The sequence below is a fragment of the Methyloversatilis universalis FAM5 genome, from assembly GCF_000214035.2.
In the GTDB taxonomy this organism is placed as follows: Bacteria; Pseudomonadota; Gammaproteobacteria; order Burkholderiales; family Rhodocyclaceae; genus Methyloversatilis; species Methyloversatilis universalis.
In genome coordinates this window covers 179465-199416 of sequence record NZ_AFHG01000028.1, presented here as the reverse complement: position 1 = coordinate 199416, position 19952 = coordinate 179465, and the positions used below count along the sequence as shown (strand labels likewise).

23 protein-coding genes are annotated in these 19952 nt (G+C 66.0%); 6 read left to right on the top strand and 17 right to left on the bottom strand.

Features of this window, described 5'->3' with window-relative positions; translation table 11 throughout:
- Window positions 1-52: 52 nt before the first annotated feature.
- A complete protein-coding gene (locus METUNV1_RS01135) occupies window positions 53-967 on the top strand; it encodes a LysR family transcriptional regulator (protein ID WP_008057994.1) in 915 nt (304 codons plus the stop codon).
- On the opposite strand, the gene METUNV1_RS01130 is transcribed toward METUNV1_RS01135, so the two are convergent.
- Genes METUNV1_RS01130 through METUNV1_RS01105 form a run of 6 tightly spaced genes read right to left on the bottom strand, consistent with a single transcriptional unit; the run spans window position 961 to window position 4148 of the window.
- Entirely contained in the window at window positions 961-1482 is a 522-nt protein-coding gene (locus METUNV1_RS01130; protein ID WP_008057993.1) for a cupin domain-containing protein, read from the bottom strand. The genes METUNV1_RS01135 and METUNV1_RS01130 overlap by 7 nt on opposite strands.
- The gene (locus METUNV1_RS01125; protein ID WP_008057992.1) at window positions 1479-1820 is read right to left on the bottom strand and encodes an antibiotic biosynthesis monooxygenase family protein; all 342 of its coding nucleotides are present in this window, start codon (window positions 1818-1820) and stop codon (window positions 1479-1481) included. The genes METUNV1_RS01130 and METUNV1_RS01125 overlap by 4 nt, the downstream gene beginning before the upstream one ends.
- The gene (locus tag METUNV1_RS01120; RefSeq protein WP_008057991.1) at window positions 1817-2257 is read right to left on the bottom strand and encodes a PaaI family thioesterase; all 441 of its coding nucleotides are present in this window, start codon (window positions 2255-2257) and stop codon (window positions 1817-1819) included. Before METUNV1_RS01120 ends, METUNV1_RS01125 begins: the two co-directional genes overlap by 4 nt.
- Complete coding sequence (locus METUNV1_RS01115; protein WP_008057990.1) at window positions 2235-2837, bottom strand: 2-hydroxychromene-2-carboxylate isomerase; 603 nt, start codon at window positions 2835-2837, stop codon at window positions 2235-2237. Before METUNV1_RS01115 ends, METUNV1_RS01120 begins: the two co-directional genes overlap by 23 nt.
- A 10-nt stretch (window positions 2838-2847) precedes the next feature.
- Window positions 2848-3714: a CmcJ/NvfI family oxidoreductase gene (locus METUNV1_RS01110; RefSeq protein ID WP_008057989.1), complete on the bottom strand. Its 867-nt coding sequence runs from the start codon at window positions 3712-3714 to the stop codon at window positions 2848-2850.
- Between the two features lie 17 nt (window positions 3715-3731).
- Entirely contained in the window at window positions 3732-4148 is a 417-nt protein-coding gene (locus tag METUNV1_RS01105; protein ID WP_008057988.1) for an MAPEG family protein, read from the bottom strand.
- A 135-nt stretch (window positions 4149-4283) separates the two neighbouring features.
- Here METUNV1_RS01105 and METUNV1_RS01100 point away from each other — a divergent pair, with 135 nt between their 5' ends.
- Window positions 4284-5273 carry a GlxA family transcriptional regulator gene (locus METUNV1_RS01100; protein ID WP_043358772.1) on the top strand — a complete coding sequence of 330 codons (990 nt, stop codon included), beginning with the start codon at window positions 4284-4286 and terminating at the stop codon, window positions 5271-5273.
- 18 nt (window positions 5274-5291) lie between these two features.
- Here METUNV1_RS01100 and METUNV1_RS01095 read toward each other — a convergent pair whose 3' ends face one another.
- From METUNV1_RS01095 to METUNV1_RS01075, 5 genes are all read right to left on the bottom strand, one after another.
- Window positions 5292-6362 (bottom strand): hypothetical protein, encoded by a 1071-nt coding sequence (locus METUNV1_RS01095; protein WP_008057984.1) that lies wholly within the window; start codon window positions 6360-6362, stop codon window positions 5292-5294.
- 72 nt (window positions 6363-6434) lie between these two features.
- On the bottom strand, window positions 6435-6881 hold the full coding sequence (locus METUNV1_RS01090; RefSeq protein WP_008057977.1) for an HIT family protein: 447 nt from the start codon (window positions 6879-6881) through the stop codon (window positions 6435-6437).
- 498 nt (window positions 6882-7379) lie between these two features.
- On the bottom strand, window positions 7380-8078 hold the full coding sequence (locus tag METUNV1_RS01085) for a laminin B domain-containing protein (RefSeq protein WP_232416280.1): 699 nt from the start codon (window positions 8076-8078) through the stop codon (window positions 7380-7382).
- A gap of 78 nt (window positions 8079-8156) precedes the next feature.
- A complete protein-coding gene (locus METUNV1_RS01080) occupies window positions 8157-8447 on the bottom strand; it encodes a type II toxin-antitoxin system RelE/ParE family toxin (protein WP_232416281.1) in 291 nt (96 codons plus the stop codon).
- A gap of 15 nt (window positions 8448-8462) precedes the next feature.
- Complete coding sequence (locus tag METUNV1_RS01075) at window positions 8463-8744, bottom strand: CopG family ribbon-helix-helix protein (RefSeq protein ID WP_008057974.1); 282 nt, start codon at window positions 8742-8744, stop codon at window positions 8463-8465.
- A gap of 236 nt (window positions 8745-8980) precedes the next feature.
- On the opposite strand from METUNV1_RS01075, the gene METUNV1_RS01070 reads away from it, so the two are divergent.
- The 4 genes from METUNV1_RS01070 to METUNV1_RS01055 all read left to right on the top strand — a co-directional run bounded on the left by METUNV1_RS01070 (window position 8981) and on the right by METUNV1_RS01055 (window position 11188).
- On the top strand, window positions 8981-9184 hold the full coding sequence (locus tag METUNV1_RS01070) for a type II toxin-antitoxin system VapB family antitoxin (protein WP_008057973.1): 204 nt from the start codon (window positions 8981-8983) through the stop codon (window positions 9182-9184).
- Window positions 9181-9561, top strand: coding sequence for a type II toxin-antitoxin system VapC family toxin (locus METUNV1_RS01065; RefSeq protein WP_008057972.1), 381 nt, complete (start codon window positions 9181-9183; stop codon window positions 9559-9561). Before METUNV1_RS01070 ends, METUNV1_RS01065 begins: the two co-directional genes overlap by 4 nt.
- Before the next feature lie 208 nt (window positions 9562-9769).
- Window positions 9770-10093, top strand: a complete 324-nt coding sequence (locus tag METUNV1_RS01060) for a hypothetical protein (protein WP_008057971.1) — start codon at window positions 9770-9772, stop codon at window positions 10091-10093.
- Window positions 10094-10609: 516 nt separating this feature from the next.
- Window positions 10610-11188: a hypothetical protein gene (locus tag METUNV1_RS01055; RefSeq protein WP_008057967.1), complete on the top strand. Its 579-nt coding sequence runs from the start codon at window positions 10610-10612 to the stop codon at window positions 11186-11188.
- Window positions 11189-11473: 285 nt separating this feature from the next.
- On the opposite strand, the gene METUNV1_RS01050 is transcribed toward METUNV1_RS01055, so the two are convergent.
- The 6 genes from METUNV1_RS01050 to METUNV1_RS01025 form a co-directional block, all read right to left on the bottom strand.
- Entirely contained in the window at window positions 11474-12625 is a 1152-nt protein-coding gene (locus tag METUNV1_RS01050) for a ribonucleotide-diphosphate reductase subunit beta (protein WP_008057965.1), read from the bottom strand.
- A gap of 147 nt (window positions 12626-12772) precedes the next feature.
- Window positions 12773-15646 (bottom strand): ribonucleoside-diphosphate reductase subunit alpha, encoded by a 2874-nt coding sequence (locus METUNV1_RS01045; RefSeq protein WP_008057956.1) that lies wholly within the window; start codon window positions 15644-15646, stop codon window positions 12773-12775.
- Window positions 15647-15939: 293 nt separating this feature from the next.
- Complete coding sequence (gene ampD / locus METUNV1_RS01040) at window positions 15940-16512, bottom strand: 1,6-anhydro-N-acetylmuramyl-L-alanine amidase AmpD (protein WP_008057955.1); 573 nt, start codon at window positions 16510-16512, stop codon at window positions 15940-15942.
- A 249-nt stretch (window positions 16513-16761) separates the two neighbouring features.
- Complete coding sequence (locus METUNV1_RS01035) at window positions 16762-18111, bottom strand: sigma-54-dependent transcriptional regulator (protein WP_008057954.1); 1350 nt, start codon at window positions 18109-18111, stop codon at window positions 16762-16764.
- Window positions 18081-19706, bottom strand: coding sequence for a sensor histidine kinase (locus tag METUNV1_RS01030; RefSeq protein WP_008057953.1), 1626 nt, complete (start codon window positions 19704-19706; stop codon window positions 18081-18083). Before METUNV1_RS01030 ends, METUNV1_RS01035 begins: the two co-directional genes overlap by 31 nt.
- The gene (locus METUNV1_RS01025) at window positions 19684-19926 is read right to left on the bottom strand and encodes a PP0621 family protein (protein WP_008057952.1); all 243 of its coding nucleotides are present in this window, start codon (window positions 19924-19926) and stop codon (window positions 19684-19686) included. Before METUNV1_RS01025 ends, METUNV1_RS01030 begins: the two co-directional genes overlap by 23 nt.
- Window positions 19927-19952 lie beyond the last annotated feature (26 nt).

The following is a 19952-nucleotide window of genomic DNA, read 5'->3' as shown; positions in this document are numbered from 1 at the left end:
AACGTTCTGTAAAATACAATGAACAGAATGTTTTGTTCTGTTCAAAAGAACGATGAATCTCGAACAGCTCAACTTCCATCACCTGCTCTACTTCTGGCGCGTGGCCCGGGCCGGCCATCTGACCCGCGCCGCGCAGGAGCTGCACGTGTCGCAGTCGGCGCTGTCGGCACAGATCCGCCAGCTGGAGGAACGCCTCGGCGAAGCGCTGTTCGAGCGCGCCGGCAAGCGGCTGGTGCTCACCCGCACCGGGCAGATGGTGATGTCCTACGCCGAGGACATTTTCGGTCTGGGGCAGGAAATGCTGGGCCGGCTGCAGGGCCAGGCCGAAGGCATGATCCGGCTGCGCGTCGGCAGCGTGTCCACGCTGTCGCGCAACTACCAGGAGAACTGGATACGCCCGCTGCTGACCGACAGCTCGGTGGTGCTGACGCTGGAATCCGGCCTGCTCGACGGGCTGGTCGAGCGGCTGATCACCCATCAGCTCGACGTGGTGCTGTCCAACGAGGCGGTGGCGGCGGACGCCAGCCGCCCGCTGCACTGCCGCTTTCTCGGCAGCCAGGCAATCTGTCTGGTCGGCCCGCCGGACAGCGGCCGCGCACAGCCGATGCGGCTGCCGCAGGATCTGGACGGCGTCGATGTCGCGCTGCCCGGGCCGCGCCATGCGCTGCGCGCGCAGTTCGACGCGCTCTGCATGTCGGCCGGCGTGCGGCCGAGGCTGCGTGCCGAGGTCGATGACATGGCCATGCTGCGACTGATCGCGCGCGACAGCGGCTGGCTCACCGTACTGCCCGAGGTGGTGGTGCAGGACGAACTGCGGACCGGCACGCTGGTGATGCTGGGCCGCTCCGCCGAACTGCGCGAACACTTCTATGCCATCACCACCCCGCACCGGCACCGCATCGAGCGGCTGGAGAACCTGCTCGCCGGCTCCGGTCTGGCGGGCGTGGACGCAACGCCGGCTCAGTAGGGCCGGCCGTCGCGGTGGCAGAACACCCAGCGTCCGTCGATCAGATCCGCCCTCAGGTCGTCGTCCGGGTAGCGGGCCTGGTCGCCGCTGCTGCGGTCGCCGATTTCCAGATAGACCACGAGCGCGTCGGTGTCGTTGATCAGGTGATGGGCGTTGCCGCTGCCGGCCGCGAAGCCAGCGCACATGCCGGGCGCGAGGCGGGTCAGGCCCGTATCGGTGTGCAGTGCAGGCGCGCCTTCCAGCACGTAGATGAATTCGTCCTGCCGGCTGTGCGCGTGGCGCAGCGCGGACATCGCGCCCGGTTCGAGCCGGGTCAGATTCACACCGAAATTGCGCAGGCCGAACAGCTCGCCGAGCACGCGCTTCGTGCGGCCCGCCATGCGTGACGCGAAGGGCTCCGGGTAAAGCGAAGGCCGGTTGCGCGGCGGCAGGTCGGCGGCGAGCACGGCGACCGGATGTGCAGGTATCTGTGTGGATGCGTCCTCGGGTGAGCCGGATGAAGGCGCCGGCTTCATGGCTGCAGCCTCCAGCCCCAGGCACGTTCGACCCGCGCCACCCGCAGTGCGTAACGCGCATACCAGCGTTCGCGGCCGGTCTGCCGCGCGAGCGCATGTTCGGCGTGCGTGCGCCAGGCGGCGATGGCTTGTTCGCTCACCCAGTAGGACACGTTGAGGCCGAAGCCGTCCGGGTTGCGGGCGCGCTCGATGCCGAGAAAGCCCGGCTGCTGCGCCGCCAGTTCCACCATGCGCTCGGCCATGTCGGCATAGCCATCGTCGCCCGGCGTGCGCCGGGCGGAAAAGATCACCACGTAATAGGGCGGCTCGGGGGTGTCGGCAAAAAGGCGTGTGCTCATGAAGACGACCAGGTGGAAGAAATGCGGGTGCAGTGCGCCCTGATCAGCGCGACCGTGCGGTCGCCGACCCGGAATTCACCGGTCGCCATGCACTGGCGGCGACCGATGCGGTGGGCATGGATGTGACCGAGCAGCCAGTCGCCGGCACGGCTCGGGCCGAGGTAGTCGACGGTCAGGCTGGCGGTAACCAGACGCGCGTCGGCCGGCAGCTGTCCGGCGATGAAGCCGACCAGGAAGATGTCGGCCAGCGTGGCGATGACGCCGCCGTGGGTGATGCCCAGACCGTTGCAGTCCTCGCCGGCGATGCGGGCGGCGAAGCGGTCGCGGTTCCCGCCGGGACCGGCGTACACGGTGCGCCCGCCGAAGAAGGGGCCGCGCAGCACGACCGGCGTGCAGCCGGCCGTTGCATCGTCGTCATGCGGAATCTGCGGCGGCATCGAGCGCGTCCTCCAGCTGGTCATTGCCCCAGTACAGCGCGTCGCCGACAAAGAAGCTGGGCGCGCCGAACAGGCCGCGGCGCCTGCCCCGTTCGGTCTGTTCGCGCAGCGCCTGCTTCACCTCCGGCGACTGCGCGCGGGCGATCACCGTCTCCGCCTGCAGACCCAGGCCGGTCAGCAGCGCATGCATCGCAGCCGGGTCATCGATGTCGGCGTCCTGTACGAAATTCAGTTCGAACACCGCGGTGCAGAAGCGGGCGATCCACGGCGCGTCGCTGTGGGCGAGCGCGATGCGCGCCGGCAGCAGGCTGCTGCGCGGAAACTGCGACGGCCTGCGCCAGGGCAGTGCGTGGCGTGCGCACTGCCGCTCGAGATCGGTCCACATCCAGGCCAGCTTGGCCGGCTGCTGCAGGAAGGGCGAGCCCTGCCAGCCGGCCGCGCGGAACACCGGGCCGAGCAGCAGCGGGCGCCACAGCACGCGCAGGCCGCGCGACCGCGCCAGCACGTCGATGTGGGCGGTGCTCAGATAGCTGTAGGGGCTGGCGAAGTCGAACCAGTATTCGATGGCTGCATCGTTCATCGCCGCGCCCTCAGTCGAACAGCACCAGACAGCGCGCCTCGATGCTGGCGCGCAGCGGCGCGTCGCCCGGCGCGGCCGGGTCGAGGAAGGCCGCGTGCGGCGTGAAGCGCGATACCCCGCTGGCCTGCGAGTCGTACTGCTTGAACACCAGCACCTCGCGCGTCGTCATGCCGGAAAAGTAGTGCCAGCGATGCCGCGGCGAATGCTTCAGCACATAGATTTCGCCACTGCGCTCCGGATAGCGGATTTCCGCCGCCACCAGATCCTGCGCCATCACCGAGCGGGCGTCGCACAGCGCGAGCGGCGCATCGAACACCGGCTCGATCAGCGACCGCCACACATTCACCACCGCGAAGCGGCGTACGGCGGCACGCGCGGCTTCGTCGCCCAGCACCCGGGCCAGCCGCAGCTGGCCGCTCGCTTCCGAATAGTCGTTATGCACGCGGCCGACCGCCGACGGCTGGGCGTTCTGCCGGCCGAAAGTGAGCTGCCGCTCTTCCCGGCTGCGCCGGCGGATCTGGTGATCGAAGCACAGCGCGCGGGCGCCGCCGGTCGCATCGCAGGCGATGGCTTCGACCTGCGGGTAGTAGCGGGCACGGATGCGCGCGTCATCGCTCACATCGTCGAGCGCATCCGGCACCGTCTGCAGCTCGAAGCCGTGCCGCTCCAGCGTGAAGTGATGCGCCGCCGGTCGGGCATCGACGATGTCGACCACGTGGGTGCGGTAGCTGCAGTTCTCCCACGGTTCGCCGTCGGGCGGCGGATACATGTAGTTGAACGGCATGCCCGCACTGTCGTGCAGGTAGTCGAGGCCGCCGGTAGTACGCGCCAGGCGGGCGGTGTCGGTGTGCGGAAAGCGCAGGTGCGGGGGGTTCAATGTCAGCTCCTCGGTCGTCAGTCGGCGAACGCCCACAGAAGACGCACGACCCACGTCGTCTGCAGCGCAATCTGGACCACCATGAACAGGAAACGCAGGCGGATCGCCCGGCGCCGGCCCGAACTCAGGTGCGCCACGCTCTGCCCCGCTCGTGCCGCCAGCACCCACAGCGCGCTGCCGTCTGTAATGCCGGCGTGACCGCCGAGCAGTGCAGCGGCGACCAGCGCACCGAACAGCGGCAGGTTCTCGCAGCAGTTCGCGTGCGCCCGGCACAGCCGGCCGGAGAACGGCGACACGTCGTCACCGGCCGGACTGAAGGCCTCCGGGGTGCGCTGCCGGGTAACGACGAGCCAGAAGCGCATGACCGCGATCGCGATCAGCAGCGCCAGCGTGAGCGCAGCGTAGAGCAGCAGGGCAAGCAGCGACGGCGACATCGGACGGTCTCCCGGTGAGCCCCTGCCGTGGCCGTCGGGCGGCGTCCGGCATCGGTGGCGAGGTGTTCATGCTGCCGCCGCGGCGCATTCCGATCGAGTGTCCATATCGACATTGATCGGGCTAATATGGACATCATGAAAACCGCCGTACTCATCCTGCCCGGCGTGCTGGACATCAGCCTGGGCATCACGCTGGACGTGATGAACACCGCCAACCGCCTGTGCCAGCTGGCCGCGCGCCCTGCCCTGTTCGACGTGACGCTGACCGGCACCGGGCGGCGCCGCGAACGCAGCGGGTCCGGCCTGGAAGTCGGCCCGCTGGCGCGCATGAGCGACCTGCCGGCACCCGATCTGGTGCTGCTGCCGGGTGCCAACCGGGCGACCCGCGGCGAACTGGAAGACTGGCTGTCCACCCGAGACGTGCTGAAGGCCATGGAGCGCGTGGGCGGCTGGCTGGAAGGCGGCGCCGCGGTGGGCGCGTCCTGCGTCAGCACCTTCGCGCTGGCGCAGGTCGGCCTGCTCGACGGGCGGATGGCCACCACCAGCTGGTGGCTGGCGCCATGGTTCCGCGAACGCTTTCCGCGGGTCGATCTGGACATGGCGCGCATGGTGGTGAGCGACGGCCCGGTCAGCACCGCCGGCGCCGCGCTGGCCCAGGCCGACCTGATGCTCGCTCTGGTGGCGCGCCACGGGTCCGAGGAGCTGGCGCGCAACTGCGCACGCTTCCTGATGCTGGACCACCGGGTGTCGCAGAGCCGGTACGCGATCGCCTCGCATCTGGCGCGCCAGACGCCGACGCTGCAGCGCGCCGACCGCTGGCTGCAGACCCGCCTGGGCGAACCGGTCACGCTGGCCATGCTGGCCGACGCGCTGCACATGACGCCACGCACGCTGAGCCGGCACTTCGCCTCGGCGGTCGGCATGTCGCCGATCCAGTACGTGCAGAAACTGCGCGTCGAGCGCGCCACCCAGCTGCTCGAAACCGGCCACGCGTCGATCGAGTCGGTGGCGGCGCAGGTGGGCTACGCCGACCCGTCGATGCTGCGCAAACTGCTGCGCCGCGAGCGCGGGGTTACGCCGCGCGGAGTCAGACCGCGGGCCGGCCGGGCGGCAACGGGCGAATGAACGCGGCCGACCGGCTGCTCAGATGTTCTTGAAAATGCCGCCCAGAATGCCGCCGATCAGCCCGCCCAGCTCTGCGGCGTCCATCTTGCGGTAGCTCGCCTGCACCTTGGCGATATGACGTTTCAGGTTGCCGGTTTCCCGCGCGTAGATCTGTTCGAAACGCTCGGCATTCGCACGGAACACCGGCAGCAGGTCGTCGCGCAGGCCGGACGGAAACGCGGCAACCAGACGCCGCTCGCCGATGGCACCCAGCGGGTAGATCGCGTAGGCGCCGCCTTCGACCATCTGTTCCTCGGTCTTGAAAATGCCCTGCATGTCGGAAATGTAGGCTGCCTTCTTCAGCGAGAACTCGTGGTAGTCGGCCTTCCGGATCGCGTAACTCGACAGTGACTTCTCGAACGGCATGTTCAGCCCGAGCAGTTCGACCACATGGCCGAGCGGACTCTGGCTGGACACGTAGCGGCGCGCCTTGAGCGTGGACAGGATGCGCGAGATGGCCGCACCGTCCAGCGCGTAATAGCCGTTCTCCTTCGAAAACACCGAGAACCAGACACGGGACGCGAGCTCGGTCCGGGCCGACGCCGCCAGCGCGATCTTCAGATGCCGGTACAGCGCGTCGGAAAACCCCTGTTCGAGCTGCTTGATGTTGCGGAAGAACTCCTCTTCCAGCCAGGTGTAGGAGGCCGCGTAGATGACCGACACGGCGTCCACCAGCGCGGGCAGACGGCTCTTGATCGACGCCGGCACCTCGATCTCGAACGCGTTGAAGAAGCCGATGCCCGGGATGTCATGCCGACCGGACGACACCTTCGGCGCCAGCGGGTCCAGCGTGTTCAGCACGCAGATCTGCAGCGCCGGCGTGCCCAGCGCCGCGGCGGCACGCACCGTGTACAGCTTGTCGCTGAACAGGAACTCGTCGGCGCCGGCGGCACGAAAGCTTTTCTCGCCGGAAAAATGCCGGAGGATGGAGCCGGCCGCGAGGCGCTGTATCTCGTCCTCGATCGCCCGCGACTGTATGCGCAGCTCCACCAGGCTGGGCGAAGGAAACCGGCTTTCCAGCCGGGTGATCGGGTCAAGCTCACTGAACATCCGCTGCTTCATGCATCCCCCGGCAATAAAGGTCATCCGCCCCCGGACCCGCTGCACATGCAGCCGGTGCGGTCACTCAGCGCGCAACGCGCCAGCGAGCTTCAGGGCATACGCGTGCAGCGCTTCCATGCCGGGTTCCTTGCGCGGCCACGACAGCCCCACGCCGTCGTCCGCGTGCCGCGGCAGCACGTGCATGTGGAAGTGGAACACCGTCTGGTCGCCTTCCTTGCCATTGGCCTGCAGCAGCGTCAGCCCGGGCGGATCGAAGGTGTCGCCGATGGCCGCGGCCACGCGCTGCACGGTGCGCATCACCGCGGCACCCTCTTCCGGCGTGATGTCGAACAGCGTCGCGGCATGCCGTTTCGTCGCCACCAGTACATGGCCCGGATTGACCTGGCCGATGTCCATGAAAGCCATGGTCAGATCGTCCTCGAACACCCGCGCCGCGGGCAGTTCGCCGCGGGCGATGCGACAGAAGATGCAGACGCCGGGCGGCGAGGTATCGACGAATCGGGGCATGAGGGATGAACTCCTGTTTCGGAAAGGCGGAGGGCCGCTGCGGGGATGCTTGTGCGCATGCGGGGAGGATGACGCTGACGATACACGAGGCAGGGCACGTGCCGGCCAGCGTCCTGCGGGGCGGGGTGCGGATGCCCTACAGCCCTGAAGGCCGGCGGTCCAGACTGGAAACGATGCGGTGCCCTGACCGCCTGCCCTCATTTCTGGAGGACGCCGGAATGATCAGGCTAGTTACCGCTTCACCCGCGCTTCACCCGTTATCGCGATTGGCTGCATGTGCGTGCGCCTCATCCGCTGGCCGGCGGCCCTGGGGGACGACTGGCCGCGCACGCATGAAAGCGCCCAAACGGCCTATGTAAGCCAGCGGAGCGTGCCGTGACCGTCCCGCTCGCTAACGGACGGGGAACGGAGCAGAGCGCGCCCCATCGTCAGACCGATGAGGACACTGATGGCCGCAGCGCCCACGGTCATCCGCTGACGGACAAAACACGGGACGTCTCAGACCGCCGCGCGCTGCCTGCGGCGCGCAGCGAATGCCACGCATCCGATACCCGACAGCAGCATCAGGGCCGCAGCCGGTTCCGGCACCAGCGCCACGTTGTCCAGATAGCCGACGTCGGCACCGGTCTGATATTCCGCGCGAATCTTCAGCGCACTGAGGTTAGACAACACCGCCAGAAACTGCGCGTCGGTCGGGGTGGCGCCCGAAAGGCTGCCCAGCCGCCATCCGGTCGGCGACAGCGGCACCGAATACGAGGTCCAGCCGTTGTTGACCGGATTGTTCGCGGTGTCATACACGACGGTGAGGCCGCCGCCGGAAAGGATCACATCCTCCGCGTCGAACTGGTTCGGCCCGCCCGGATAGCGCTGCATCAGGTCGAAGGTCAGCTGCGAACCGAGGGCGCCGGCGAAGTTGCCGAGGAACAGCGAGGGCGCGACGAAGTAGGTGACGCCGCCGGTGGTCAGGTCGTCGATGAACACATTGCCGCCCGGATTGCCACCGGTGGCGCTCCAGGTCAGCGGCCCCTCGATGTCACCCTGGGCGCTCCAGCCCTCGGCATCGGTGTCGAAGGTGCTGGTGACGGCCAGCGCGGGGAGCGAAGCGGCGAAAAGGAATGCCGGTAGGGAAATACGAAGTGTGGTGCCTTTCATTGTCGTCGGCCTCCAATGGTCAAGCAGATCCGGGAACGTATTCAACCCGCCGACATGGTGATCCTAAGGTGGTCGGGACTGCAAGCGTCGCCATTGGAGGTCACCGCGCCGGGTTCAAGCGCCCTATCCACCCTCACGCCGATGCCGTACCGCAAGCACGACGACGACATCGCGACCGGCGTCGTAGTCATACAGGGCCACGCAACCGGTTCGGCCGCGTGAAATGACCAGTTCCCGGAGGTCGTGCTCGACCTTGCGTCCGATCAGGGGATGCTCGCGCAGCACAGCGAAGCCGGATTGCAGGATGGGCAGCGTCTCGGCAGCAGTTGCAGGCGCATCCGCCTGCAGCAGGAAATCGGTCAGACGTTTCAGATCCGCCAGCGCGCGAGGCGCCAGCACCACACGGGTACTCACGATCCCGTCCGCTGCTCAGATCGACGACGGATCAGGCTTGCGCGCGGGTTTTCCTTCGGCGCGCGCCTTCAGGTAATCGAACACCTCGTCAGCATCCACCACCAGTCCGTAACGCGCGACCTCTTCACGCGCCAGCAGCGCATCGGCCACGAAGGCTGTGCGACGTTCGGCCAGTTCGGTCTGCAGTTCGAGCGCCTCGACCATGAAAGCGTGCGCACTTTTGCCGGACTGCTGCGCCACCGCAGCGATACGCGCCTTCAGTTCGTCCGGAAGTTTCAGCGTGGTCGTAGCGGTCATCGCGGCCTCCTGAATATGGGTAACACCATAGTTGCACCCGCCAGACATCACAGACGCCCCCAGCGCAACCTGCAGCACTTCGGCGCGACGCTTGCTCATGCGTGAGCATCAGGACCCGAACACACGCTCGGAGCCCTTGCTGCACAGGAAAACGGGTCTGTCCCCGGCTAACCTTTGCGCAGCACATCCAGATTGGCGCATCATGTCATCAATTTCGATGCAAATAAGGACATCCCATGCGAACGACCGTGACGATAGACGACGCCCTGTACGAGCGGGCGCTCGAAGTGGCCGATCCGTCCATGGACAAGGCCGACCTGTTCCGCGAAGCGATCAAGACCTATGTCAGGGTGCAATCGGCCAGACGGCTTGCCGCGCTGGGCGCAACCCAGCCCGACATGCCAGACATCCCGCGCGCCCGGACTGGCGCCCCCCAGTGAGCGGAATCCTTGTCGATACCTCGGTGTGGGTGGATCACTTCCGCCACGGTAACGACACGCTCATCGGGCTACTGGATCGCGACCTCGTGCTGATCCACCCGCTGATCATCGGCGAACTGGCCTGCGGCACCCCACCAAGCCGCGCGCAAACACTGACCGACCTCGCCAGCCTGCAGCCCGCCCGTCAGGCCAGCGCGGCCGAAGTACTGGCTTTCATAGACCGCGAGCACCTGTTTGGCCTCGGCTGCGGCATCGTGGACATGCACCTGCTCGCCTCCACCTTGATCACGCAAGGCGCCAGATTGTGGACGCTGGACAAGCGGCTGGACATGCTGGCGGAGCGGTTCGGCGTGGCGCATCGGATTGGAGCGCACTGACTGATCGGGTCCAAGAGAATCGGCCCGGAACAATTGGGGTCTGTCCCCTATAAGTCCACTTCGTCCTGCAGGACCGAGGCGGCTGGCAGTCTGCCGAGATGGTGCGGCGGTATGCGCACCTGTCGCCGTCGGTCAACGCACGCTATGCAGGAGAGATTGATAAGGAGCTTTCGCGGGATTCCAACTCTTAACGCGGCCGTTTATAGTTATGCACGCGATTTACGATGTTGCCATGGAAGATGGGGAAGTAATGGACGTAAAGCTAGCGGTCGAACACGCAAAAGCCCAGATCAATGCGCTTTTCGGAGAAGAGGGCATCAAGAACGTCGGCCTCGAGGAGGTGATGTTCGACGAAAAACAAGCCGTCTGGCGCGTCACGATTGGCTTTTCACGCCCATGGGACGAGCCGAAGAATGCTCTCGCAGCCCTCGCAGGGCAAAACTCGTTTTGGCGGCGAGCATATAAGGTGGTGACCATGGACGATGTGACGGGTAACGTGATCTCCGTTAAGAGTGTGGACGTTCCCGAGTGACCTCTCTTTCGGTGCTGGTGGACAGCAACCTTCTACTCCTGCTGATTGTTGGGCTTACCTCTCGCGACTATGTCGCCAAACACAAGCGGCTCAGGGAATTCACGCCCGAGGATTTCGATCTGTTGAAGGAACAGTTGAGCGTTGCGTCTGAAATCCTAGTAACGCCGAACACGCTCACTGAGACTTCCAATTTGATTGATCACATCGGGGAGCCAGCGCGATCGAAAATATTTTCTAAGCTACGCGAGTTGGTCTCATTGTCGAGTACGCGTGAAACCTATCTCCCAAGTCACTCGGCGCTCAGTCGACTGGAATTACCTCGCTTAGGACTTACTGACTGTGCCCTCTTGGATGCGTGTGCGTCGGGCACCCCATTAATCACGGTCGATCTTCACCTCTATCTCGCCGCAGTCTCGGCAGGTAATAAAGCTCTAAACTTCAATCACCTTCGAGACGCACGGCTTTAGTGTGGTTTGTCGCCTAACTCCCAGCCAGTTCGGCTATTTCAGATAGAAAATGGAATCCGAAGAGGTAATTGCTGAGCTTCGCAAGCAGCTAGATCATGTCGAGGCGCAAGGAGCCAAGGACGTTCAAGTTTCTGCCTTGAGGTCGTATTTGGCGGCCATTGAGAAGGATGCTGGTGCTTCGCAAGCCTACAGAAGGCAGCAACATGAGGGCATGCTCGCGCACTATTCAGCGAAGAACGAGCACAGCATCGAAATGCTGAAAGCTGTACTCGAGGCGGGAAAAAGCGCGCTGCAGTCGCTACTTGTCATAAATGGTGGTGCGGTCGTAGCCCTGCTCGGAGTCTTCAGTAGCTTGGCTGGTAGAGAGGGGGGAGCTTTGCTCGCTCGGTATTTATCTTTGCCTCTTTTACAGTTTGGGTTCGGCGTTCTCGTTGCTGCCTTAGGCTTCGCGTTCCGTTATTTCAGTCAGGCGCTCTACTCTGAAGGCAACACAGATAACGATAGCTACAGGAAAGCTGGGGACTGGTTCCGTTACGCGGCCATTGCCTCGGCGGTATCCGGTTACATGCTATTCGGGTTTGCCGTCGTTAATGCCTACCATGCGGTAGTGTGGTCTTTTTCTCGCTAATCATTCTTCGCGATCTCGGGATTCCAAATGTCCGATGACATCGGTTCGAACGTCAGTGCGGCATCCGATTTCTGTGTAACGACTCAACCGAGGCCATAATGATGGGGCGCGTCGACAGATTTGGATAAGCTCCCCACTGCCGCCGGACTGTTAATCCGTGGATCAATCTGCGCGACAGCACGCCAGATGAGGCAAAAAAATTGGGGCGCCCGCTGGCGCCCCATTTTTTTGCCGGTCCGCAGACCGTGCAGATGAATCAGTCCCGCGAGCGGGCACCGACCTACATCAATCCCAACTCAACGCCCCACCCGTCTGATACTCGATCACCCGGGTTTCGAAGAAGTTGCGTTCCTTCTTCAGATCGATCATTTCGCTCATCCACGGGAAGGGGTTCTCCGCCCCCGGGTAAAGCACGTCCAGACCGATCTGCTGTGCGCGGCGGTTGGCGATGAAGCGCAGGTATTCCTTGAACATGTTGGCGTTCAGGCCCAGCACGCCGCGCGGCATGGTGTCTTCGGCGTAGCGGTATTCCAGCTCGACGGCCTTGCGGAACAGCGCCTTCAGCTCTTCGCGGAATTCCGGGGTCCAGAGGTGCGGGTTTTCGAGCTTGATCTGGTTGATCAGGTCGATGCCGAAATTGCAGTGCATGGACTCGTCGCGCAGGATGTACTGGTACTGCTCGGCGGCGCCGGTCATCTTGTTCTGGCGGCCGAGGGCGAGAATCTGCACGAAGCCGACATAGAAGAACAGGCCTTCCATCAGGCAGGCGAACACGATGAGGCTTTTCAGCAGCTGCTGGTCGGCTTCGGGCGTGCCGGTCTTGAAGGCCGGGTCGGTCAGCACGTCGATGAAGGGAATGAGGAACTCGTCCTTGTCACGGATGGAGGCCACCTCGTGATAGGCGTTGAACACCTCGCCTTCGTCCAGACCCAGCGATTCGACGATGTACTGGTAGGCGTGGGTGTGGATGGCCTCTTCGAACGCCTGGCGGAGCAAATACTGGCGGCACTCGGGCGCGGTGATGTGGCGGTAGGTGCCGAGCACGATGTTGTTGGCGGCCAGCGAATCGGCGGTGACGAAGAAGCCGAGATTGCGGCGGACGACGCGGCGCTCGTCTTCGGTCAGGCCGTTCGGAGACTTCCACAGTTCGATGTCGCGCTGCATGTTCACTTCCTGCGGCATCCAGTGGTTGGCGCAGCCGGCGAGGTACTTCTCCCAGGCCCACTTGTACTTGAAGGGCACGAGCTGGTTCACGTCGGTACCGCCGTTGATGACGCGCTTGTCTTCGGCGCGGATGCGGCGCATGTGCGCGTCACCCTGGGCGGCCGGCGTGGCCGGCGGGGACATCGGCAGGTCACGCACATCCGGCGCCGGGGTGCGCATCGCCAGGCCGGGCTGCGGCGCGGTCATCGGCAGGTCGTCTTCGAAACTCAGCATTGTTGTTTTCTCCTTCAGTCGGCGCGCGGGCGCGCCGGGTAGTGCGTCATGTCAGGTGGGGCGATGCGCGGAGCTGGCTCGCTAGTCCCTGGCCCCTAGCCCCTCATCCCCGCCCGCGCCTGCAAAGCAGGCACGGGCGGGACGTCCTTATTGGCAGGCTTCGCAGGTGGGGTCGTCGATCGCGCAGAACTTGGGCGCCGGCTCTTCGGCCTGGCTCGGCACCGCGTTCAGTTCGCCGCCGCGGCCGGTGGATTTCTCGGCGTGAGTGGCGCCCATGGCGCGCAGGTAGTAGGTGGTCTTCAGGCCGCGCAGCCAGGCGAGCTTGTAGGTTTCGTCCAGCTTCTTGCCGGAGGCGCCGGCCATGTAGATGTTCAGGCTCTGCGCCTGGTCGATCCACTTCTGGCGGCGCGAGGCGGCTTCGACCAGCCACTTCGGCTCGACTTCGAAGGCGGTGGCGTAGAGCGCGCGGATGTCGGCCGGGATGCGGTCGATGCGCGACAGCGAGCCATCGAAATACTTCAGGTCGGCGACCATCACTTCGTCCCACAGACCCAGCTTCTTCAGGTCACGCACCAGGTGCTCGTTCACCACGGTGAATTCGCCCGACAGGTTCGATTTGACGAACAGGTTCTGGTAGGTCGGCTCGATGCTGGCATCGACGCCGATGATGTTCGAAATGGTGGCGGTCGGCGCGATCGCCAGGCAGTTCGAATTGCGCATGCCGTAGTTCGCGATGCGGTTGCGCAGCGCGTCCCAGTCCATGGTGACCGAGCGGTCGACTTCGAGGTAGCCGCCGCGCTGTTCGGCCAGGATGTCCAGCGAGTCGTGCGGCAGGATGCCGCGGTCCCACAGGCTGCCCTTGTAGCTGGAGTAGCGGCCGCGCTCTTCGGCCAGTTCAGTCGAGGCCCAGTAGGCGTAGTAGGCCACCGCTTCCATCGAGCGGTCGGCGAACTCGACCGCCGCGTCGCTGGCGTAGGGCGTGCGCAGTTCGTGCAGCGCTTCCTGGAAGCCCATCAGGCCCATGCCGACCGGGCGGTGCTTCAGGTTGGCGTTGCGCGCCTTGCCGACCGAGTAGTAGTTGATGTCGATCACGTTGTCGAGCATGCGCATCGCGGTGCGGATGGTCTTGCGCAGCTTGTCGTGGTCGAGCGCCTTGCCGCCGTTGCCGTCGTCCTTCAGGTGGGCGACCAGGTTCACCGAACCGAGGTTGCACACGGCGATTTCGGTGTCCGAGGTGTTCAGCGTGATTTCGGTGCACAGGTTGCTGGAGTGAACCACGCCGACATGCTGCTGCGGCGAGCGCAGGTTGCACGGGTCCTTGAAGGTGATCCACGGGTGGCCGGTCTCGAACAGCATCGACAGCATCTTGCGCCACAGCGACACCGCCTGCGTCTTCTTGAACAGGCGGATTTCACCGCGCGCGGCCTTCTCTTCATAGCGGGTGTAGGCCTGCTCGAAGGCGCTGCCGTACAGGTCGTGCAGGTCCGGGCAGTCGGCCGGCGAGAACAGCGTCCATTCGCCGTTTTCCATCACGCGACGCATGAACAGGTCGGGAATCCAGTTCGCCGTGTTCATGTCGTGCGTGCGGCGGCGGTCGTCGCCGGTGTTCTTGCGCAGGTCGAGAAATTCCTCGATGTCGAGGTGCCAGCTTTCCAGATAGGCGCACACCGCGCCCTTGCGCTTGCCGCCCTGGTTCACCGCGACCGCGGTGTCATTGACCACTTTCAGGAAGGGGACCACGCCCTGCGACTTGCCGTTGGTGCCCTTGATGTGCGAGCCGAGCGCGCGCACCGGCGTCCAGTCGTTGCCCAGACCGCCGGCGAACTTGGCCAGCAGCGCGTTTTCCTTGATCGCCTCGAAGATGCCGTCGAGATCGTCGGCCACCGTGGTGAGGTAGCAGGACGACAGCTGCGGGCGCAGCGTGCCGCTGTTGAACAGCGTCGGCGTCGAGCTCATGAAGTCGAAGCTGGACAGCAGCTTGTAGAACTCGATCGCACGCTCTTCGCGATGGATTTCGTTCAGCGCCAGACCCATGGCCACGCGCATGAAGAAGATCTGCGGCAGTTCAATGCGGCGGTCGCGGATGTGCAGGAAGTAGCGGTCGTACAGCGTCTGCAGGCCGAGATAGTTGAAGCGCAGGTCGTTGCGGTGGTCCAGTGCGGCGCCCAGCTTGGCGAGGTCGAACTGGGCCAGCTTGGAATCGAGCAGTTCGGCTTCGATGCCCAGCTTGATGTAGCGCGGGAAGTATTCAGCGTAGGCGGTGGCCATCTGCGCCTGCGACACCTCTTCGCCCAGCACTTCGTGACGCACCGTGTGCAGCAGCAGGCGGGCGGTCACGTAGCCATAGGCCGGATCCTGCTCCAGCAGCGAGCGGGCGGCCATGATGGCCGACTTGCGCACTTCCTCGACCGGCACGCCGTCGTACAGATTGGACAGCGTGGCATTCAGGATGGCGTCGACCGACACCACGTCGCCCAGCGCCTCGCACGAGGCTTCGATCAGGCCGCGCAGCGCGGCGAGATCCAGCGGCAGGCGGCGGTCGCCGTCCACCACGTGCAGCACCGGCTCGGCGGCGGCCTGCGCCACCTCGTGCTGCTTGGCCGCACGTTCGGCGGCGCGCTTTTCGCGGTAGAGCACATAGGCACGGGCGACGTCGTGCTCGGCCGAGCGCATCAGCGCCAGTTCGACCTGATCCTGGATGTCTTCGATGTGGAAGGTGCCGCCATGCGGCTGGCGACGCACCAGCGCCTGCACCACCGAGGTGGTGATGCCGGCCACCTGTTCGCGCACGCGCGCCGAGGCGGCGCCCTGCCCGCCATTCACCGCCAGGAAAGCCTTGGTCACCGCGATCGAAATCTTGGCCGGCTCGAAGTTCACCACCGCACCATTGCGGCGGATCACCTTGTAGTCGGCGTGCAGCGCGGCAGCGCTCGGCAGTTCGTCGATATTGATCTGATCGATACCGGCGGACGGCGTACGGCTGATGGCGCTGGTGTGGCCAGCTTCGGCGGTCAATTGCATGCGGGCGTCTCCCGGTGGGCCGTCGAGGGCATCGACGACGGGGTTTGAGATAGGAACGTACGGGGTGGTACGGGGTGCTGCAGAAGGTACTTCCGGCACTCACACCACTAGATATAGTGGTCGATGAGCACTGAGCTACTAATTCTAGTGAGCCACCCTCTCCCCCGCAAGCGCGATTTTTCTGCTAGGCGGTGTCACCGGCGGCGTGAAAAGACCCTGCACCGCGCAGGGGATCAGCGCCGGAAAAGGCATTGCGGGAGAGATTCCGGCTCAAACGCCGGCAGGACGGTGGATCAGTCCGGACGAACCGCGTCCGGCAAGCGTTTCCAGTCGAAACAGGCGCCCGGGTCCACCTTGCGGCCGGGCGCGATATCCGAATGGCCTACCACGTCCGCCACCGGGTGCCGCCGCTTCAGCGCGGCCACCAGCGCGCGCAGCACCGCGTACTGGACGTCCTCGTAGGGCAGCACATTGCAGCCTTCGAGCTCGATGCCGACCGAAAAGTCGTTGCAGCGGCTGCGCCCGCGCCAGCTGGACACGCCGGCGTGCCAAGCACGACGCACCGTGGGCACGCACTGCAGCAGTTCGCCGTCGCGACGGACCACGAAATGCGCCGACACGCGCAGCGGCGCGACATCGACGAAATACGGGTGAGCCGCCGGGTCGAGCCGGTTCAGGAACAGATCCTCGATGTAGGGGCCGCCGAACTCGCCCGGCGGCAGGCTGATGCAGTGCACCACCACCAGCGACACCGGGTCGGCATCCGCGCCGTCCGGCCGGTCAGGGTCGGGCCGGGCGTCCTGATTCGGCGATTCGACCCGGCGGGCGGTGGTGCACCAGCCGTCGGCGTCTATCGTCAGTTCCATGACCGCGTCGCTCCACCGCCGTGTTCCAGGCCCAATCGGCTGCCACGGCCTGTGGGAGCGGCGCCCCGCCGCGATTCCGCGGTGGATCGGGAGCGTGTGGTGTTCAACTGGCGCATCGCGACGGGGGCGTCGCTCCCACAACGACGCACCGGCGCGGGAGCATGGCTGACTGCACCGGGCACGCTCATGACCGCGGCGCCGCTTCCACAGCGGCGCACGGGTACGGAAACCGGCGTACGGCCGGGGAATTCAGTCATTGATGCCGAGCCGCTGCAGCCGGTAGCGCAGCGAGCGGAAGGTGACGCCGAGCAGACGGGCGGCGGCGGTGCGGTTGTAGCGGGTCTTGCGCAGCGCGTCCTCGATGGCGGCGCGCTCCATGCGGTCCAGGTAGTCCTGCAGCGGCAGTTCGCCGGCCGGCAGTTCGGGCGTTTCGTCGTCGACCGGCATCAGGCCGAGGTCGGCCGCCTCGATGCGTTCGCCGCCGCACAGCGCGTAGGCGCGCTCCAGCACGTTTTCCAGCTCGCGCACATTGCCCGGAAAAGGATAGGCGCACAGCGCGTCCACCGCTTCGCGGCTGAGCGCAGGTGGCCGGTCACCGCCGGCGGCGATGCGGGTGAGCAGCGTGCGCGCCAGTTCCGGTATCGACTCGCGGCACTCGCGCAGGCTGGGCATGCGCAGCTCCAGCACGTTGAGGCGGTAGTACAGATCCTGCCGGAAGCGGCCTTCGTCCACCATCTGCTTCAGATTGCGGTGGGTGGCGCTGATCAGCCGCACATCGGTCGCTTCTTCGCTGCGGGCGCCGACCCGGCGCACCGACTTTTCCTGGATGGCGCGCAGCAGTTTCACCTGCATGGCCAGCGGCAGGTCGCCCACTTCATCGAGGAAGAGCGTGCCGCCCCGCGCGGCCTGGAAAAAGCCTTCGCGGTCGGCATCCGCCCCGGTGAAAGCGCCCTTGGCGTAGCCGAAGAATTCGGACTCGACCAGGTTTTCCGGAATGGCGCCGCAGTTGACCGCGACGAAGGGCCCGTCGCGCCGTGCGCCGGCTTCGTGGATGAGCCGGGCGGCGCGCTCCTTGCCGCTGCCGGATTCGCCGTGGATATGCACCGGCGCGCCACTGCGCGCCAGCTTGGCAATCAGTTCGCGCACCTGGGCCAGCGCCGGCGACTCGCCGACCAGCACATCGGCGCCCACCGCCTCCGGCTCGCTGCCGCGGCGCGGCAGATCGAGCGCGGAGCGCACCAGTGCGCGCAGCTGTTCGATCGACACCGGTTTGGCAAGATAGTCGAAAGCGCCCGCCTTCAGCGCAGCGACCGCGTTGTCCATGCTGCCGAAGGCAGTGATGACCGCCACCGGCAGTTCGCGATGGTGCTCGGCGATGTGGCGCACCAGATCCATGCCCTCGCCGTCCGGCAGGCGCATGTCGGTCAGGCAGAGCGCGAAACGCTCGGCCGCCAGCAGTTCGCGCGCCTCGCCGACCGACGCGGCGAGCGACGCGTGCAGCCCCATGCGCGCCAGCGACATGGCCAGCAGTTCGCGCAGGTCGTCCTCGTCATCAACGACCAGCACCTTCAGCTCACGCTCGGTTCGCCGCCTTTCCATGATTCCTCGATGCTCCTGTTCAGTCCGCGCAGGCGAAAGCGCGCACCCGGTGAATTATCCACGAAGTCCAGCCGCGCCCCGTTGGCGTCGCTCAGTTCCCGCGCGATGTACAGACCCAGTCCGGTGCCGCGGCTGTGGGTGGTGAAGAAGGGTTCGAACAGATGGGCGCGCGCGTTGTCCGGCACGCCCTGGCCGTCGTCGACGATGTCCATGCGGGTGCCGTCGTCGTCGCTGTGCACCGTGATGCGCACCGCGCCCTCCGCCGCACTGGCGTAACGCAGCGCATTGCCGAGCAGGTTCCACATGACCTGGTGCAGGTGGCCGCGGTCGAACAGCAGCAGCGCCGCACCTTCGCCCTCGCCTTCGATGTGCACGCGGCTGCGGACGTCGGGCTCGCGCATCGCGTATTCCTCGACGAAGCCGCGCAGATAGGCGACCAGATCTAGCAGCTCCGGTTCGGCGCGGTCGCGCCGTCCCAGTTCGAGCACGTCGCTCACCATGCGGTCGAGCCGCAGCGCGTTGTCAGCGATGATGCGGGTGAGCCGCGCCTGCGTGTCGGCGCGCCGTTCGTCGGCCAGCAGTTCGGCCGCCTGGCTGATGGCGGCCAGCGGATTGCGGATTTCATGCGCCATGCTGGCGGTGAGCCGGCCCAGCGCAGCGAGCTTGATCTGCTGCGCCTGTTCGCGCAGTCGGGCCAGGTCCTCGATGAACACCAGATGACCGCCGCCCTCGCCCGCCGGCACGCAGCGCACCCGCAGCGCAGCAGGTCGCGAAGGCAGGTCCAGCGCGAACACGCGCTCGCGCGACAGATCGGCCAGCGCGTCGATCGCCGCCGCCAGCGCCGGCGAATAGTCGGCCAGCGTGACCGGCCGCGGCATGACCGGGTCGAGCAGGCGGCGCGCCTGCGGGTTCGCCTGGCGTACGTGCCCGCCGGGATCGACCACCAGCACGCCGTCGTCCATGTCGCGGATGACGCGCTCGTTCACCCGCATCTGCTCCGCCAGATCGCGGCCGCGGTCGCGCGCCAGCGCTTCATTGGCGATCACCCGCCGCGCCAGCAGCCGTACCGCGATCGCGGTCGCGAAATAGCCGATGCTGATGGTGCCGACATGGACGAAGCGGGCGGAATCGCTGCCGATGTTCACCCACTGCATGGCCTGTTCGAACAGCATGGCCAGACTGGCCACCGCGGCATAGAACAGCGCGAGCCGGCCCTGCCCCATCAGCGCGGCGAACGCGAGCACCACCACATGCATGAAAGGCAGACCGCTGCCCACGCCGCCGGCGGCGTAGGTCAGCAGCGTGAGGAAGAGGATGTCGCTGAGCACGCCGGCGGTCAGCCGCGCGTCGAAGGTGGGCAGCAGCCGGTCCAGCCCGGCCATCATGCAGGCCGCGAACAGCCAGTAGGCGCGCACCACGGTCGAGAACAGCGGGCCTTCATAGTCGCCGAAACTGATTTCACCGGGCACGCCGTACACCAGCGCCACCAGCACCGACGCGATGACCAGCCGGTACAGGCTGAAATAGCGCAGCGAAGGCATACCGACCGGCAGCAGGCCGCGCGCGCCGGCCTCAGTCGCGACCGATGTGTGCATTCCGGTGCTCGATGCTGCAGAAATGCCGCTGCTCGCCATCGGCCAGCGCTTCGCCCTCGGGCAGACGCAGCCCGCAGTGGGCGCACTGCACGATGCGCTCGACCGGTTTCTGCTGCGGCGCCCGCTCGCGCCGCCCGCTGCCGTCACGGACCGACGGGCGCTTGAAGAACCAGATCCAGGCCAGGGCGGCCAGCAGCAGGAAAAAGAGGATGCGCGACATCGGGGTGCTCGGGAACGACAGACATG

Excerpts from the sequence above, each read along its gene's own strand:
- METUNV1_RS01135 (WP_008057994.1), top strand. The coding sequence starts at position 53 with ATGAATCTCGAACAGCTCAACTTCCATCACCTGCTCTACTTCTGGCGC.
- METUNV1_RS01130 (WP_008057993.1), bottom strand. The coding sequence starts at position 1,482 with ATGAAGCCGGCGCCTTCATCCGGCTCACCCGAGGACGCATCCACACAG.
- METUNV1_RS01125 (WP_008057992.1), bottom strand. The coding sequence starts at position 1,820 with ATGAGCACACGCCTTTTTGCCGACACCCCCGAGCCGCCCTATTACGTG.
- METUNV1_RS01120 (WP_008057991.1), bottom strand. The coding sequence starts at position 2,257 with ATGCCGCCGCAGATTCCGCATGACGACGATGCAACGGCCGGCTGCACG.
- METUNV1_RS01115 (WP_008057990.1), bottom strand. The coding sequence starts at position 2,837 with ATGAACGATGCAGCCATCGAATACTGGTTCGACTTCGCCAGCCCCTAC.
- METUNV1_RS01105 (WP_008057988.1), bottom strand. The coding sequence starts at position 4,148 with ATGTCGCCGTCGCTGCTTGCCCTGCTGCTCTACGCTGCGCTCACGCTG.
- METUNV1_RS01100 (WP_043358772.1), top strand. The coding sequence starts at position 4,284 with ATGAAAACCGCCGTACTCATCCTGCCCGGCGTGCTGGACATCAGCCTG.
- METUNV1_RS01095 (WP_008057984.1), bottom strand. The coding sequence starts at position 6,362 with ATGTTCAGTGAGCTTGACCCGATCACCCGGCTGGAAAGCCGGTTTCCT.
- METUNV1_RS01090 (WP_008057977.1), bottom strand. The coding sequence starts at position 6,881 with ATGCCCCGATTCGTCGATACCTCGCCGCCCGGCGTCTGCATCTTCTGT.
- METUNV1_RS01075 (WP_008057974.1), bottom strand. The coding sequence starts at position 8,744 with ATGACCGCTACGACCACGCTGAAACTTCCGGACGAACTGAAGGCGCGT.
- METUNV1_RS01070 (WP_008057973.1), top strand. The coding sequence starts at position 8,981 with ATGCGAACGACCGTGACGATAGACGACGCCCTGTACGAGCGGGCGCTC.
- METUNV1_RS01060 (WP_008057971.1), top strand. The coding sequence starts at position 9,770 with ATGCACGCGATTTACGATGTTGCCATGGAAGATGGGGAAGTAATGGAC.
- METUNV1_RS01055 (WP_008057967.1), top strand. The coding sequence starts at position 10,610 with ATGGAATCCGAAGAGGTAATTGCTGAGCTTCGCAAGCAGCTAGATCAT.
- METUNV1_RS01050 (WP_008057965.1), bottom strand. The coding sequence starts at position 12,625 with ATGCTGAGTTTCGAAGACGACCTGCCGATGACCGCGCCGCAGCCCGGC.
- METUNV1_RS01045 (WP_008057956.1), bottom strand. The coding sequence starts at position 15,646 with ATGCAATTGACCGCCGAAGCTGGCCACACCAGCGCCATCAGCCGTACG.
- ampD (WP_008057955.1), bottom strand. The coding sequence starts at position 16,512 with ATGGAACTGACGATAGACGCCGACGGCTGGTGCACCACCGCCCGCCGG.
- METUNV1_RS01035 (WP_008057954.1), bottom strand. The coding sequence starts at position 18,111 with ATGGAAAGGCGGCGAACCGAGCGTGAGCTGAAGGTGCTGGTCGTTGAT.
- METUNV1_RS01030 (WP_008057953.1), bottom strand. The coding sequence starts at position 19,706 with ATGCACACATCGGTCGCGACTGAGGCCGGCGCGCGCGGCCTGCTGCCG.
- METUNV1_RS01025 (WP_008057952.1), bottom strand. The coding sequence starts at position 19,926 with ATGTCGCGCATCCTCTTTTTCCTGCTGCTGGCCGCCCTGGCCTGGATC.